The following is a 15133-nucleotide window of genomic DNA, read 5'->3' as shown; positions in this document are numbered from 1 at the left end:
TTCCTTCCTCTGACCCAATGAGCGTTTCGACATGACCGGACAAATTTCGACAGCCGGACTTCAGAAGATCCAGCAGCTGCGCAAGGTAGCCTTGCTCGTCGGCATCCTCGCCGTCCTGGCGCTGGCGGCGGTTTCCCGGTCGTTCGGGGGCGAAGGCCTGTTTTCCGAACTGCTCGAAATGGGCGGGCTTGCGCTGATCGCGGTCTGCATAATCGGGCGGGCCTGGTGCTCGCTCTATATCGGCGGGCGCAAGACCGCCGAGATCGTGGATCGCGGTCCCTATTCCATCTCTCGCAATCCGCTTTATGTCTTCAGCTTCATGGGCGCGTTCGGCATGGGCGCCCTGACCGGCAGCCTGACGATTGCGCTGCTGTTCCTGCTGATCGCGGCGCTCGTCTTCCGCGCAACAGTGAAGCGCGAGGAAGCGTGGCTGAGCGAGGCGTTCGGTGCCGCCTATGCCGCCTACATGGCGCGCACGCCGCGCTTCTGGCCCGATCCCTCCAGATGGCGAGATTCCGAGACCCTGGAGATCCGCCCGGTGTTCTTCCTGCGCACCCTGCGGGACGGCGCCGTGATGGCCTTCGCCTATCCGCTGTTCGAGTCGCTCGAATACTTCCAGGACATCGGATGGCTTCGGGTCGTCCTGTCCCTGCCATGACCGCGCGCCGGCGGAGCCGTCGCGCTGTCGGTCAGGGCTAGACTCCCACTATGAGCGCGCCTCTCAGGACCGGCCTGAAAGCGGTGCCCCGGAGCGTCTGGGCCATCGGCTTCGTGTCCATGTTCATGGATATCTCCTCGGAGATGATTCACGCCCTGCTGCCGGTCTTTCTGGTAACGGGGCTCGGCGCGAGCGTCGCGCTGGTAGGTTTGCTCGAAGGCGTCGCCGAGGCCACGGCCTCGATCACCAAGGTCTTCTCCGGCTGGCTCAGCGACCGGCTTGGCCACCGCAAATGGCTGGCGGTGGCCGGCTATGGCCTGGGCGCGCTGACCAAGCCGGTGTTTCCGATCGCGGTGACCCCGTGGGAGGTGTTCGGGGCCCGGTTCGCGGACCGGATCGGCAAGGGCCTTCGAGGCGCCCCCCGCGATGTCCTGGTTGCTGACATCGCACCACCCCCGATCCGCGGCGCCGCCTTCGGTCTGCGCCAGTCGCTGGACACCATCGGCGCCTTCGCCGGACCGCTTGTCGCGATGGCGTTGATGATGGTGCTCGCGGGGAATATCCGGGCCGTGTTCGCCTGGGCCGTGGTTCCTGCGGTGTTGGCGGTGCTGGTGTTGGTTTTCGCGGTCAGGGAGCCACGCCCCGTCGAAGGGGTTCGCCGTCTTCGCTTGCCGATCCGGTGGGGCGACGTGCTTGCGATGGGCGGCGGCTTCTGGGCCGTGATAGCGCTGGGCGCGGTGTTCACCATGGCGCGGTTCAGCGAGGCGTTTCTGGTATTGCGAGCGCAGGACGTGGGCCTCGCCATCGCTCTCGTACCCGTGGTGATGGTGGTGATGAACCTGGTCTATTCCGCCGTTGCCGCCCCCGCGGGCAGCCTCTCTGACCGAATGGATCGGCGCTGGCTTCTTGTCCTGGGCCTGGCGGTGCTGATCGCCGCCGACGTCGTCCTCGCCCTTGTGGCGACGGTTCCCGGCGTGTTGCTCGGGGTCGCCCTGTGGGGGCTGCATATGGGGCTGACCTAGGGATTGCTGGCGGCCCTGGTCGCCGATACGGCTCCGTCGCACCTGAGGGGTACTGTCTTTGGCCTGTTCAACCTCGCCAGCGGCGCGACCTTGCTGGCCGCCAGCGTCGTCGCCGGCCTGCTCTGGTCCCGGATGGGCCCAGAGGCGACATTCATCGGCGGTGCCGTGTTCGCCCTGCTGGCGACCATCTGGCTTGTGTCCATGACCCTGCGCCATCCAGGCAGGCGGAACGCGACCCCATGAAAGGTTTCATCGACGGCGGTCGCATGTCACCTGGCTTGATCCGGACCTCTCCGAACCCTTAACGGAACCCGCCGATCCAGCCCGCCACCTGATCGTGTGAACCCGCCGCCGCGAGTTCAAGTCCGACCTTGCCGAGGATGGCCAGATGCGGACTGGCGGTGTCCGGATGGCTCGACAGCTCCATGCAGATTGACAGCACCGCCTCATGCAGTTCTCCCTTCTGACACAGGGCCAATGCCCTCGCCTTGGCTTCGTCGACATGCGTATTGGCCCCGACCGACAAAGCCTCGCGCGTTGGCACGACGGCTTTCCCGGGCCTGACGAGGTGGCTTGCCCACAACTCCAGGGCTGCGCGCTTTTCCGGCACATAGGTGTGGCGGTCATAGACGCTGGTGACTGCCGCCCCTTCGTTGGGCGTATGTCCGAGCACCAGCCCGACCACGAAGCGGCTGACGCCGTAGCGCCCCGTGAGCGTCGTCGCGCCGGACCGCCTGATGTCATGGGGTGAGCCCACCGCCAGTTTTCTGCGTGTACAGGTCCGCGCGAAAGCGCGGGTTATCGCGTGCGGATCCAGGTGTTGGCCGGGAGATCTCTCGGACGGGAAGAGGTAGGGACTGCCCGGATCAAGCGCCCAGGCCACCTCCAGGATCTCGAGTGCATCGGCCCCGAGGGGTACGACATGCTGGTGTCTGGCCTTGGCCCGCTCGGACGGGATCGTCCAGATTTTCGCGGCGCGGTCGAACTCGGTCTTGAGGGCCCCGGCGACCTCGGTGCGGCGGGTCAGCGTCAGCATCAACAGCTGGATCGCCAGTCCCATGACCGGTTCCAGGCGAGCATGGACTCCGGCCGTCTTTTCACCCGGGGCGCGTGGCACCGATGCCTCCGACGCCGCGTCCCAGAGCGTTCTCAAGGCCGCGTCGTCAAACATGCGCTCACGAGGAGTCAGCGCGAGCGGCCGGGCCAGACCGAGCGCGGGATTGGCCTCGATCCGCTCTTCGAGCACCGCGAAGCCCAGAACCGCGTGAAGAAGGGAGCCGATGGACGCCACGCTGGCGGCCGCCATGCCGGTCTCGGTCACCAGTGTCCGCATGAATATCTTGACGTCCGCGCGCCGGATCTCCGTGAACGGTCGAGCGCCCAGACGTGGCTGGATGTGGTTGCGCCAGGTCTGGCGTTCGTTGTTGAGGGTGACGTCTCGCTTGGGCCGGCGACGCCCCCCGTGAAGCCCCACCGTCGCCGCCTGCCAATAGGCCTCGGCCAGCTCATCAAGGGTTTCGCCTGTTCGCGCCCGTTCGCGAGCCGCGGTCATCTCCGCGACGGGATCGCCTCCGTCGACGACCGATATCCGCAATGCGGCGGCCTTCGATCGGGCCTTGGCGAGCGACAGATCCGGATAGGCCCCGAGGCAGAGACGGCGGCGCGCGCCGTTGGTGGCGACATAGCGGAATTCGAACTGCTTCAGCCCGGTTGGGAAGACACGAACGCCGAGCCCGCGACTGTCGCCGACGGACATCTCATAGACCTTGTCAGCGGGTTTCAGGGCCGCGATCTGGCGGTCCGTGCTAAGTTGAAGGCGGGCCACCACGCGCTCTCCTCGCGCCTGCGCTGCAAATCAAACGCCACCCAGACTAGCATTTTCTGGGGCACCAGTGGGGCAGACGATGCAGAATTTCGCGAAAAAGCAAGAAAAACGCTGAAAAATTAAATCATCATTTTTCTGAGACTTATCGAGTTATGCACAGCCGTGAAGTGTCCTGAAATTGCCTTTGAGGCGCTTCACACCGAGGGGGTCACAGGTTCAATCCCTGTCGCATCCACCATTTCTTTCAGAGCGTTGGCGAACCGGGCAGGGTCTGCCCGTCGAATATGCCCCCCACAGCTTCACGGTGTCGCAGGACAGGACGTGCGCTTTCCCGTATGCCGCACGGTATGAACCGTAACATGCATTTCGCGCAGCTTCTGGCTGCCGCCGCCGCCCAGTCCGAGCCGCAACGGCTGTTATTTGTCTTTGCCGGTGCCGAACTGCCGGACCATGCCACGCCCGAACAGAGCCGACTCTTTCACGCCGGCAAGGGAGGCGCGCTCGCGCCGCTGATGTGCGTCGACAAGGCTCCGGCGGAGCTCGCCGATTTCGCGGCCCTGGTCTCGGAGTCGCACCGCGCCGGTCCGCCGTGGAGCGTGGTGTTCGCCGCAAGCCTGGGGGGACGCGTCGGGCGGGCTCCTGACAAGGCGCAGATCGAGACGGCCCTGCAGACCATGGTCGAGGCCGTGCGTACCGGCCGGATCAACGGCTTCGCCGCCTACGGACCCGAGGGCGAGTTCCTGGAACTCGCTTGAGACGGAACGCGCAGCGCCTGCCGCGCCCCTCCAGCCGTCGCAACCGCTCCGGAATTGACCCGGGCACCGAACCCGACAAAGGTTGCCGGTCCCGACGATCCATTCGCGTCGTCTTTCCGCCCGGTCTCCCATGACAGCGACGATCGATTCTGACCCCGACGCCCGGAGACCCGGTCGCTGGTTGCGCTGGGTCGGGCCATTGGTCGGGGCGGTGATCTTTCTGGCGGCGGGTCTGGCCATCAGCGGCGAGCTGAAGGGGATCCACTGGCATCAGGTCAATGCCGCGGCGGACGCGACCCCGGTGTCGGCCCTGGGGCTGGCCCTGATCGCCCTCGCCGTCAGTCTCGGCGTCGCCTCGACCTTTGATCGGTTCGCCCTGGCCTGTCTCGACCGGACCGTGAGCTGGCGTCGGACCGCGGTCACCTCGATCACCGCCTTCGCCCTGACCAATGCCGGACCGCCCGGACTGGCCCTGGCGGGCGGCCTTCGCTACCGGGCCTATCAGGACGACGGCCTGTCGGGCGGCGACGTCGCCCTGGTCGGTACTGCCGGCACCGGCATCAGTCTGATCGGCGGCCTGGCCGTGATCGGGATCGGCACCGCCGGGGTCGTGGCCGACGTCGCCGCCCGGGCCCATCTGCCGCTCTGGACCGGCCTGTTGCTGGGCGTCCTCGGCCTGAAGGCCCTGGCCGTCTATGTGCTGGCCCCCCGCGTCGGGTGGCTCGGACAGTTTCTGCCCGAACGCCGGGTCCGGCTGGCCATCGTTCTGGCCAGCACGGTGCACTGGATCGCGGCCGCCGCCATCCTCTATGTCCTGTTGCCCGCCGCCGGACGCGGGGAATTGCTGCATTTCCTGCCCGTGTTCGGGATCGCCGGACTGATCGGGGCGATCAGCGGCCTGCCGGGCGGGATCGGGGTTTTCGACGCCGTGATGATCGCCGTGATCGGCCCGGCGACCGGCACCGCCGAGGTCGCCGGGGCCTTGATCCTGTACCGGTTGATCTACGGGCTGGGGCCTTTGCTTATCGCCGGCCTGTTGACCGCCGCGAGCGCCTACCGCACCCGTCGCCCCGCAGGACTGGGCGAGCGTGCCCTGCAGGCCAGCGAGGCCGTCTGGCGCGAGGTGGCCCCGCCCCTGTTCGCCCTGCTGACCTTCGGTGCCGGAACCCTGACCCTGCTGTCAGCGGCCACGCCGGACAGCGTGCCGCATCTGGCCCTGCTGGCCAGTCTGGCCCCGGCCGGTCTGATCGATCTGTCGCATTTCGTCGCCAGCCTGGCCGGAGTCGTACTGCTGTTTCTGGCCTTCGGCCTGCTGGGCCGGTTACGCCGCGCCTGGCGGGCCACCGTCATCACCCTGCTGGCCGCTGCCGCCGCCTGTGTGCTGAAGGGGCTGGGCTATGGCGAGGCCCTGATGCTGAGCGCCGTCGCCCTGCTGTTGCTGGTCAGCCGTCCGGCCTTCCACCGTGAGGCGGGCCTGGGCTCCGCCGCAATCGGCCCCGGCGCCGTGGCCGCCATCGTCGTCGTGCTGGGGGCGGCCGGCTGGCTGGGCCTGTTCGCCTATCAGGACGTGGCCTATCGCGACGACCTGTGGTGGACCTTCCTGACCGAGCAGAACGCACCGCGCTTCCTGCGCGCGGCCGTCGGGGCGGCGGCGTTGGCGGTCCTGCTGTTCGCCTGGCGGCTGAGCCGGCCGGGGCAGGTCTCGCCGGGACAGCCCGACGCGGCCGACCTGGCGCGGGCCGAAGCCATTCTGGCGGTGGCCGACGACCCGGCTCCCGATGCCAACCTGGCCTTTCTGGGCGACAAGTCCCTGCTGTTTTCCCCCTCGGGCCGCAGCTTCATCCAGTACGGGGTGCGCGGCCGCGCCTGGGTGGCCATGGGCGAACCCGTCGGCCCACGCGAGGATCGCAGCGTCGCCATCTGGGCCTTTCGCGAACTGTGCGACCGGCACGGGGCCCGACCGGTCTTCTATGGCGTGCGGCGGCGCAACCTGCCGGACTTCATCGACTGCGGTCTGGTCGCCTCCAAGATCGGGGAAACGGCCATGGTGGACCTGGCCGACTTCGGTCTGGAGGGCCCCGACCGGGCTCCGCTGCGCCATACGATCAATCGCGGCGAGCGCGACGGGGCCACGTTCGACATCATTCCCCCGGAAGGCTTCGATGCCGTCGCCGACGATCTGCAGACGGTGTCCGACGCCTGGCTGGCCGGCCATCAGGGAGTCGAGAAGGGCTTCAGCCTGGGCCGGTTCGATCGCGCCTATCTGCGTCGCTTCCCCACCGCCGTGCTGCGCGTGGACGGCCACATCGTCGCCTTCGCCAATCTGTGGCGCACGCCGGACGGCCGGGTGCTGTCGATCGACCTGATGCGCTACGGACCCGGGGCACCGAAGAACGCCATGGATCTGCTGTTCATCCGGCTGATGCAGTGGGGCAAGACGAACGGATTTGCCGAGTGCGATATGAGCATGGCCCCGCTGTCGGGTCTGGACCCGCACCGGCTGTCATCCCCGGTCACCCGACTGGGTAGTTTCGTCTATGCCGAGGGCGGCGGTCTGTACGGTTTCGAGGGGCTGCGCGCCTTCAAGCAGAAATTCCTGCCGCGCTGGGATCCCGTCTATATCGCGGCTCCGGCCGGCTGGATGCTGGGTCCGGCCCTGGCCGACGCCGCCCTGTTGTCCAGCGGTGGCCTGCTGGGGGCCCTGCGCTGATCTCAGTCCGCTGACGGCGGGGCCTGTTGCACCAGCCGGGTCAGCAGGGCGATCTGCTCCTCCTGCTTCTGCAGCATCGCCTCGATGTCGCGGGTGCGCAGCTGGTCCAGCTTGTCATGCAGGGCCATGATCTCGATCTCGGCCTTCAGATTGACCTCATAGTCATGCGCCGCGGCCAGCCGGTCCTTCACCCCCTGGCGGTTCTGACTCATCATGATGACCGGGGCCTGGATGGCCGCCAGCATCGACAGGATCAGATTCAGGAAGATGAAGGGATAGGGGTCGAAGGCGCTGCGCAGCAGCAGCAGATTCAACCCCACCCAGATGCCCAGAAAGACGCCGAAACCCACAATGAAGGTCCACGACCCGCCGAACGAAGCGACATGGTCCGCCAGCCTCTGGCCGAAGGTCAGGTCCTCGTCGAAGCTGAGGTTGGTGTTGCGCGACACCGTCTGGCGCGCGGCCGCCCGTTTCAACACCCGCCGTTCCCGCTCGGTCAGGGCGTCAGGCATCTTGCCGAACCAGCGGCGGGCGGCGGCGGCGAGGTCGTAGGTCTGATGATCGGACATGGCGGAGCTCTCAGAGGGCCGGACGAACCGGGTGGTGCCGCATGAATACCGCCCGGAGGGCAAGCCGACACGTCCTTTTACCGGTGGCGTGCGCGTCCTGACGCGGCGGACGGTGCATGTCACGCAATTTACCCCCCAGGCATCAAAAAAGGGTCGTGGAGCACAACTTTTCCGCTAATTTCATTGTTCGTTTGTATACCGCTGGTTTGTATTCTGACTGTGAAGAATGCCGGACCAGGACTTTGACTGACCAGACTTCAGATGTTGGCGACAAAATAGACTACCGCTGGCTGCTGGCTGCCCGGATTGTGTTCGTTCCTGCAGGCGTTCTCTGTCTGGTCGCGATCGACAACTGGGCCGGTGCAGCCCTCTGGGTCGCGATAAGCACGGCCTATCTGACACTGCGCCCGCTCCTGTTCGGCCTGATCAGGAAGATCGGGCGCGACTGTTGCGTCCCCTATATCAGCGGACTGCTCGGCACATCGATCCTGTGTATCGGCCCGGTCATCGCTTCGATCAGCGCCTCACCGCTCGGCCCGATCGTCGGCCTGGTCATGCTGGCCGCCGGCGTGCAATTCCTCATTGCGGCCTATGCAGCGGTTCCACGCCTGGGTTTGCTGGTGGCCATTCCCTGTGCCCTCACCGCCACCTGGGTCATATCGACCATCGATGGTGCGACGCGGAGCCCCCTGCTGACGGCAGGTCTGGGCATGATCGCGGCCCTGCTCTTTGCCGCAGTCCATGCCAGAACGGTCCTGTTCGATCGTCAGCAGAACGCCCGCAACCACGCCAGTCTGATCGACCAGATCACGCACGCGAGGGATGCCGCCGTTCAGGCCGAACAGCGCCGGGCCGACGCCCTGGAACGGTTGCAGCTGTCTCTCGATATGGCTCCCGCCGGCCTGGCCTTCTTCGGACCTGACGATCGCCTGTGCACCTGGAACGACCTGTACGCCGAAATCGCCTGCTCCAACGGCGTCGACCTGGCCAAGGGCATGCTGTTCCAGGACATTCTGGTCCAGATCCGGCCGACGTACGTCGCCGCAAGGGACAAGCACGGCCGTCGTCAATGGACGGAAGACCGGCTGACAGCGCGCGCTTCCGGCGCATCGATCGAACAGGCGCGTCAGGATGGGCGCTGGTACCAGTTTGATGATCGACGGATGCCGGACGGGGGCACTGCTTCGGTCATCGTCGATGTGAGTGAGCTGAAAACCAAAGAAACTTTCAATCGCGCCATTTTCGATAACAATGCCGCCCCGATGTGGATCGTCGATCCCGTCACACTGGACTTCCTGCAGGTGAATGAGGAAGCCTTGTCCCTGTTCGGTTGGAGCCGGGAGGAATTCGCCACGATGAGCGTCCTGGATGTGCTCTCGGAATGCGAGCATGACCTCTTCCGTCACGAGCTGAGTTCGGCTGAGGAAAAGCACTACAGGCCCACCCGCCCCTGGAAGTTCCGGTCGCGCAGCGGTGGCGAACTGTTCATCCGCCCCTTTGCCAGCTCGCTCAGGGGGATCGACGGCAAGACCGTGCTGGTTGCCACCCTGCCCGACGTGACCGCCAAGGTTCTCGCCGACCGGAAGCTGGCAACAAACACCCGGGCGCTGAAAGCCGCGAAAAAGCGGGCCGAGACCGCAAGCCGGGCAAAATCCGAATTCCTGGCGATGATGAGCCACGAATTGCGCACGCCTCTGAATGGCGTACTGGGCATGAGCCAGGCACTGCAGGGTGCCGGGCTCCCCCCCGAACAGGAAACCCAGGTCGACACCATCGTCCGCTCCGGCCAGGCGCTGACCGCCATCCTCAACGACATCCTCGATCTGTCGAAAATTGAGTCCGGCCGGATGGACCTGGATGTGAAGACCCTCAACATCAGGACCCTCGTCCAGAACTCCTGCGAACTCTGGTTTCAGGTCGCCGAGGACAAGGGGCTGAAATTCGAGATCGACCTGGAGGCCGATGTCCCCGAGTGGTTCGCCGCCGATGGGTTGAGGGTGCGCCAGATCATTCTGAACCTCGTCTCGAACGCCATCAAATTCACCAGCGAGGGCCAGGTCAGTCTGCGACTGGCTCGCGCGGACGCCGGCGTGGTGCTGACCGTCGAGGATAGCGGATGCGGCATATCGGCATCTGCACAGAAACGCCTGTTCCAGCCCTTCGAACAGCTTGATGCGGGCACCGCCCGCAGCCACGGCGGAACCGGTCTCGGGCTCGCCATCACCCGCAAGCTCTGCGAAATGATGAACGGGGAAGTGACCGTAAGCAGCCGGCCGGGTCAGGGCACGGTCATGACGGTGACCCTGCCGCTTAAGCCGACGTCTCCGCCGGAAGCGATAGCTCCGCAGGATGAAAACACCCTGCCGGCTGATCTGACGATCCTGGTGGCCGAGGACAATACGACCAATCAGGCGGTCATCCGTGCCCTGCTGGGATCATTGGGCTGCCATGTAACCGTCGTGGACAATGGTTTCGATGCGCTCGAAGCGCACCGGTCCAGTCAATTTGATCTCGTGCTGATGGACGTCCACATGCCGATTATGGACGGTATCGCCGCCGTGCGCGCCATACGCCGGGGCGAGGCGGGTGACCACACGATTCCCATCATCGCCCTGACCGCCGACGCCATGATCAGCGAACGCGAGCAGTTCCTGGCCAATGGCTTCGACTATTACGTCGCCAAGCCCATCGAGGCCGGCAAGCTGTTCCAGACGATCGCCGAGGCGGCCCGGCGCGACACCGTCAGCGACCGGCGTCGCTCAGCCTGACCGTCGAGCACGGCCAGATCACAACCGGCCGGAGCCCCGTTCTCAGTTCCCCCGGCTCACGGTCTCCGCCGCCGCCAGTCGCAGGATCACATCGTCGACCTGGACCCCGCCGCGATCGATGACCAGATTCTGGTAGTTGCGCTGACCGTCGGCGGTCTCGGACTCGACGTCATCGACCTCGCGCACGAACTGACGCCGCAGATAGGTGGCCAGTTCCCCGGCTGTGACCAGATGGTCGCCGTCGCCGTCGGCCTCGCCGGCCATGCCGGTACGCAGGAAGTGGGACAGATAGCCGCCGGCGCGGAATTTCTCGGCCACGGCGCTGGTCAGGTCCTCTTCCGAGCTGAACAGGCCCATGACACCGGGCCGGTCCACGACATTGCGGGCGAAGCCGCCCGAGAAGCAGGAATCCAGCACCAGTAGCGACAGACGGGTGTGCAGCGACGCGAACAGTCCGGACATCTCGACGTCACTGATCTGTCCGTCCCTGAGCACGATCGACTCGCTGCGGCCGTCCGGCTCGACGCCGCTGACCGCGGTGTCGGCCTGATCGCCGTGACCCGAGAAGAAGAACAGGAACATGTCGTCCGGCCCGGCCTCGGCCGCGACCCGGGCAAAGGCCGAACGCACACCGCCGACCGTCGCCTGGGCATTGGTCAGCACCACACTGGCGGGGTTCAACACCCCTTCCCGCTCCAGCACCTCACCCAGCTTGCGCGCATCCTCGTCAGTATAGGGCAGGTCGTTCTGCGCGCCGCCGTAGTCGGACACCCCGACCATGACCGCAAACACCCGCGCGCCCGACTGCACCGACGCCTGCCGGGCCGAGCCGCGGCTGGGATTGACGCTGAAGCGATAGGAGCCGGTCTCCCCGGCCGCATAGGAGGTGACCATCACCTCATAGTCGCCATCCTCGGTCAGGACGGTCTCCAGCCGGCTGTCCGTGCCGTCCTCGCCATCGTCATTCTCGCGCTGCTCGCCCGAGGGCGTGCGCAGGATGGTGTAGGCGTCGAAGGCTGACGAGGTCAGCTCGACCGCCACCCGCTGTCCGCGCTGGCCGGTGAACCTGTAGGTGTCGACATATTCGCCGCTGTCGAGGGTCTCGTCACCGCTGCCCAGGGTTCCGGCGACGGTCTGGCCGACCGTGATCCGGCCGCCCGCGCTCGCCCGCTCGTCCGGGCGAGACGCCGGCTCGGCCCGGGTCGGCCCTGTGTCAGCCAGGACGGACAGTTGATAGGGGCCCATCTCTCCGGCCGCATAGCTGGTGGCCACGATCCGGTACGGACCGTCAGCCGGCAGGGTTACCCGCAACCGACTGTCTGTGGTGCCGTCGGCATCGTCGTTGAAGTCCGAAAAATCGTTGGGCCCGCTGATGGCCAGATAGGGGTCGAAATCTCCCGAGGTCAGGCGCAGGTCCAGCCTCTGGCCGCGCCGCCCGTCGAAGACGAAGGTATTGATATATTCGCCGCTCTCCAGCCGGCTGTCCGAGGGAGACAGCCATCCCTCCCGGGTCTCGCCCAGCCGCAGCGAAGTGGTCTCTGAAGCGGCCCGGGCCACTCCGGGGCGCGTCCCGCGACCGTCGAGACTCAGGACATACGACCCGGTCTCGCCGCCGGCATAGCTGGTGGCCGCCACGGTGGCCTCGCCGTCGGCCGGGGCGGTGAAGCGGATACGGCTGTCGCGCGTGCCGCGCCGGGCCGGATCGTCGTCATTGTCCTCGCTGAAATCGCCGGGCCCGCGCACCATCAGATAGGGGTCGAACCCGTCGGCGCTGAGTGACAGGTCATAGGTCTGGCCGCGGCGGACCGGCAGGGCGAAGCGATCGACATATTCCCCGCTCGACAGGGTCTGGTCGCCCCGGTCCAGCTCGCCGCGGGTGACGCCGGGATTGAGCTGGACCTGCGCGGCACCGTCATTGCCGCCGCTTCCAGACGTCTGCGGCATGGCGATCGAACCCCCGACCAGCCGCAGCCGATAGGTACCGCGCTCACCGCTCTGGAAACTGGTGGCGCTGACCCGGTAGGTGCCGTCCGCCGGCAGTCTCAGATTCAGCAGGGCTCCGCGATCGTCATCACTGGCGTCGTCATTGTCCTCGGAGAAGTCACCCGGCCCCCGCACGATCAGATAGGGGTCGAAATCGTCTGACGTCAGGCGCAAACCGATCTGCTGGCCGGCGCGACCGGTATATTCGTAGGTGTCGACGAACTCCCCGCTGCTCAGCTGCTCGTCGCCGGATCGCAGCTCGCCCGTGACCTCGCCCCCCAGCCGCAACGGCTCCTGGGCCAGGACCGGCGACGCCATCAGCGTCAAGGCTGTGGTGACGTAAAGTATGGTTCTGAGCATGATCGATCTCCCCTTTCACGGCCCCTTCCCCCGGAGCGCCGTGACAATCATTTGTACCTTCAGATATCGTGAATCGACAAACAAGGGCCGGAGCACCACCATTCGGCCTTGTTCATGCCGCACATGGCCGCCCCCGCGCCTCCGTTCGCCCGCCCTGTGGCTGGCCCCTGTCATCCCGGCGCCCTACGGAATATGTATGCCCTTCCCTGCCAGCCACCCTGCGCTTGACCGCGCCCTCGCCGAGCGCGGCTATGCCGAGCCCACGCCTGTTCAATCCGCCGTTCTCGAAGCCGCGCCCAATGAAGACGGCAGCGGTCGCGACCTGCTGGTTTCGGCCCAGACCGGCTCGGGCAAGACCGTCGCCTTCGGCCTGGCCCTGGCCCACACCCTGCTGGGCGGTGCCGAACGATTCTCCGAATACGGCGCACCGGTCGCCCTGGTCATCGCCCCGACCCGCGAACTGGCCCTGCAGGTCTCCAACGAGCTGCAGTGGCTGTACGCCCCGACCGGGGCGCGCATCGTCTCCTGCGTCGGCGGCATGGACCCCAAGGTCGAACGCCAGGCGCTGAACCGCGGCTGCCACATCGTCGTCGGCACCCCCGGCCGTCTGCGCGACCATGTCGAGCGCGGCTCGCTGGATCTGTCGACCCTGAAGGCCGTCGTCCTCGACGAGGCCGACGAGATGCTGGACATGGGCTTCCAGGAAGACCTGACCTTCATTCTCGACGCGGCCCCGGCCGAGCGCCGCACCCTGCTGTTCTCGGCGACGCTGGCACGCGACATCGTGCAGCTGGCCAAGACCTACCAGAAGGACGCCCTGCGCATCGACACCGTCGCGGGCAACACCTCGCACGCCGACATCGAATACAAGGCCATCCGCGTCGCCCCCAATGAGGTCGAACTCGCGGTCGTCAATGTGCTGCGCTATTTCGAGGCCCCCGGGGCGCTGGTGTTCGCCAACACCCGTGAGCGCGTCAAACACCTGACCTCGTCCCTGCGCGAGCGCGGCTTCTCGGTCGTCGGCCTGTCCGGCGAACTGACCCAGAGCCAGCGTTCCGAGGCCCTGCAGGCCCTGCGTGACGGCCATGCCCGCGTCTGCGTCGCCACCGACGTCGCCGCCCGCGGCCTCGACCTGCCCGATCTGGGTCTGGTGATCCACGCCGAGATCCCGGTCAACAAGGCCGGGCTGCTGCACCGTTCGGGCCGGACCGGGCGTGCCGGCAAGAAGGGCGTCTCGGTCCTGCTGGTCAGCTATACCCGCCGTCGCAAGGTCGAGATCATGCTGAACTCGGCCTCGATCACCGCCGAATGGTCGGGTCCGCCCAGCGCCGAGATGATCGTCGCCAAGGACCGCGAGCGCATGCTGGCCGATCCGGCCCTGATCGCCCCGGTTGAGGACGAGACCATGCTGGCCCTGGGCCGGCAGCTGCTCGAGACGAGCTCGCCCGAGCAGATCGCCGCCGCCCTGATCCGCCTGTACCAGAAGAAGCTGCCGTCGCCCGAGGACGTCTATGACGACGACCGGATGAAGCGCCAGCAGCAGGCCGGGGTCAACGACAAGGGCCAGCCCGACATGCCCTATACCGACTTCGCCCGGGGCGGCGACATGTCGTGGTTCCGCATCAATGTCGGTCGCGACAAGAACGCCGACCCGAAATGGCTGATGCCGACCATCTGCCGCCTGGGTCATGTGACCAAGCGCGACATCGGCTCGATCCGCATCTTCGACCGCGAGACCAAGTTCGAGATCACCAAGGAGGCCGAGGCCAAATTCCTCGCCGCCATCGCCACCGGACTCGAGGACGGGGTCAAGATCGACTCCGCCGTGGCCCCCGGCCCGCGCGAGCCGGCCGAGCGTCGTCCGCGTCCCGGCGGCAAGCCCTATGAAGGCAGGTCCGACGGCGGCGAGAAGAAGCCCTGGGTCAAGCGCGACGCCCCGGCCGACGGTGACAAGAAGCCGTGGGTCAAACGCGACAACGCGGCCCCGGCCGGTGACAAGAAGCCGTGGGTCAAGCGTGAGGCTCCGGCTGACGGCGAGAAGAAGCCCTGGGTCAAACGCGACAACGCGGCCCCGGCCGGTGAGAAGAAGCCATGGGTCAAGCGCGAGGCTCCGGCCGATGGCGAGAAGAAGCCGTGGGCGAAGCGCGAAACCGCTGCCCCCGCCGGTGACAAGAAGCCCTGGGTCAAGCGCGAGGCTCCGGCCGCGGGCGAGAAACAACCCTGGGCCGGGCGTGTCGAGATGGGCGAACCCGCGAAAAAGCCGTGGGTGAAGAAGACCGACGGCGGCAAGCCCGCTGCGGCCAGGACGCCCTGGGCCCCGAAGTCCGACGCCGAGCCCGTCGCCGCCGGTGACAAGCCGTGGAAGGGCAAGCCCAAGGGTGGCGACCGTCCCTGGGCCCCCAAGGACGCCCGCGGCAAGCCCCCGGCAAAACCCTACAAACCCAAGACCCCGCGCAGCTGATGCCAACGGCCCGGCCCCGGTG

The 15133-nt window shown here is 66.8% G+C and carries 10 protein-coding genes; 7 read left to right on the top strand and 3 right to left on the bottom strand.

What is annotated here, in order from left to right; all coding sequences use genetic code 11:
* Window positions 1-31: 31 nt before the first annotated feature.
* Genes AAC050_RS00275 through AAC050_RS00265 form a run of 3 tightly spaced genes read left to right on the top strand, consistent with a single transcriptional unit; the run spans window position 32 to window position 1923 of the window.
* Window positions 32-658 (top strand): isoprenylcysteine carboxylmethyltransferase family protein, encoded by a 627-nt coding sequence (locus AAC050_RS00275; protein WP_339913052.1) that lies wholly within the window; start codon window positions 32-34, stop codon window positions 656-658.
* A 50-nt stretch (window positions 659-708) separates the two neighbouring features.
* Window positions 709-1680, top strand: coding sequence for an MFS transporter (locus tag AAC050_RS00270; RefSeq protein ID WP_339913051.1), 972 nt, complete (start codon window positions 709-711; stop codon window positions 1678-1680).
* Between the two features lie 3 nt (window positions 1681-1683).
* On the top strand, window positions 1684-1923 hold the full coding sequence (locus AAC050_RS00265) for a hypothetical protein (RefSeq protein ID WP_339913050.1): 240 nt from the start codon (window positions 1684-1686) through the stop codon (window positions 1921-1923).
* Between the two features lie 58 nt (window positions 1924-1981).
* Here AAC050_RS00265 and AAC050_RS00260 read toward each other — a convergent pair whose 3' ends face one another.
* Window positions 1982-3505: a site-specific integrase gene (locus AAC050_RS00260; RefSeq protein WP_298744113.1), complete on the bottom strand. Its 1524-nt coding sequence runs from the start codon at window positions 3503-3505 to the stop codon at window positions 1982-1984.
* Between the two features lie 359 nt (window positions 3506-3864).
* Here AAC050_RS00260 and AAC050_RS00255 point away from each other — a divergent pair, with 359 nt between their 5' ends.
* The gene (locus tag AAC050_RS00255; protein WP_339913049.1) at window positions 3865-4260 is read left to right on the top strand and encodes a ribonucleotide reductase subunit alpha; all 396 of its coding nucleotides are present in this window, start codon (window positions 3865-3867) and stop codon (window positions 4258-4260) included.
* A 130-nt stretch (window positions 4261-4390) separates the two neighbouring features.
* A complete protein-coding gene (gene mprF / locus AAC050_RS00250) occupies window positions 4391-6970 on the top strand; it encodes a bifunctional lysylphosphatidylglycerol flippase/synthetase MprF (protein WP_339913048.1) in 2580 nt (859 codons plus the stop codon).
* A gap of 2 nt (window positions 6971-6972) precedes the next feature.
* On the opposite strand, the gene AAC050_RS00245 is transcribed toward mprF, so the two are convergent.
* Complete coding sequence (locus AAC050_RS00245; protein ID WP_339913047.1) at window positions 6973-7539, bottom strand: DUF1003 domain-containing protein; 567 nt, start codon at window positions 7537-7539, stop codon at window positions 6973-6975.
* A 242-nt stretch (window positions 7540-7781) separates the two neighbouring features.
* Here AAC050_RS00245 and AAC050_RS00240 point away from each other — a divergent pair, with 242 nt between their 5' ends.
* A complete protein-coding gene (locus AAC050_RS00240; protein ID WP_339913046.1) occupies window positions 7782-10307 on the top strand; it encodes an ATP-binding protein in 2526 nt (841 codons plus the stop codon).
* Window positions 10308-10349: 42 nt separating this feature from the next.
* Here AAC050_RS00240 and AAC050_RS00235 read toward each other — a convergent pair whose 3' ends face one another.
* The gene (locus AAC050_RS00235; RefSeq protein ID WP_339913045.1) at window positions 10350-12650 is read right to left on the bottom strand and encodes a pre-peptidase C-terminal domain-containing protein; all 2301 of its coding nucleotides are present in this window, start codon (window positions 12648-12650) and stop codon (window positions 10350-10352) included.
* Window positions 12651-12846: 196 nt separating this feature from the next.
* Here AAC050_RS00235 and AAC050_RS00230 point away from each other — a divergent pair, with 196 nt between their 5' ends.
* Window positions 12847-15111 carry a DEAD/DEAH box helicase gene (locus AAC050_RS00230; RefSeq protein ID WP_339913044.1) on the top strand — a complete coding sequence of 755 codons (2265 nt, stop codon included), beginning with the start codon at window positions 12847-12849 and terminating at the stop codon, window positions 15109-15111.
* Window positions 15112-15133 lie beyond the last annotated feature (22 nt).

The sequence above is a fragment of the uncultured Brevundimonas sp. genome, assembly GCF_963974615.1.
Classification (GTDB): Bacteria; Pseudomonadota; Alphaproteobacteria; order Caulobacterales; family Caulobacteraceae; genus Brevundimonas.
Note: the sequence above shows the minus strand (reverse complement) of the source record. Positions and strands in the feature narration are given on the sequence as shown.

What these genes read in the sequence shown, in the direction of transcription:
- mprF (WP_339913048.1), top strand. Translation starts at nt 4,391, where the DNA reads ATGACAGCGACGATCGATTCTGACCCCGACGCCCGGAGACCCGGTCGC.
- AAC050_RS00255 (WP_339913049.1), top strand. Translation starts at nt 3,865, where the DNA reads ATGCATTTCGCGCAGCTTCTGGCTGCCGCCGCCGCCCAGTCCGAGCCG.
- AAC050_RS00270 (WP_339913051.1), top strand. Translation starts at nt 709, where the DNA reads ATGAGCGCGCCTCTCAGGACCGGCCTGAAAGCGGTGCCCCGGAGCGTC.
- AAC050_RS00230 (WP_339913044.1), top strand. Translation starts at nt 12,847, where the DNA reads ATGCCCTTCCCTGCCAGCCACCCTGCGCTTGACCGCGCCCTCGCCGAG.
- AAC050_RS00275 (WP_339913052.1), top strand. Translation starts at nt 32, where the DNA reads ATGACCGGACAAATTTCGACAGCCGGACTTCAGAAGATCCAGCAGCTG.
- AAC050_RS00235 (WP_339913045.1), bottom strand. Translation starts at nt 12,650, where the DNA reads ATGCTCAGAACCATACTTTACGTCACCACAGCCTTGACGCTGATGGCG.
- AAC050_RS00245 (WP_339913047.1), bottom strand. Translation starts at nt 7,539, where the DNA reads ATGTCCGATCATCAGACCTACGACCTCGCCGCCGCCGCCCGCCGCTGG.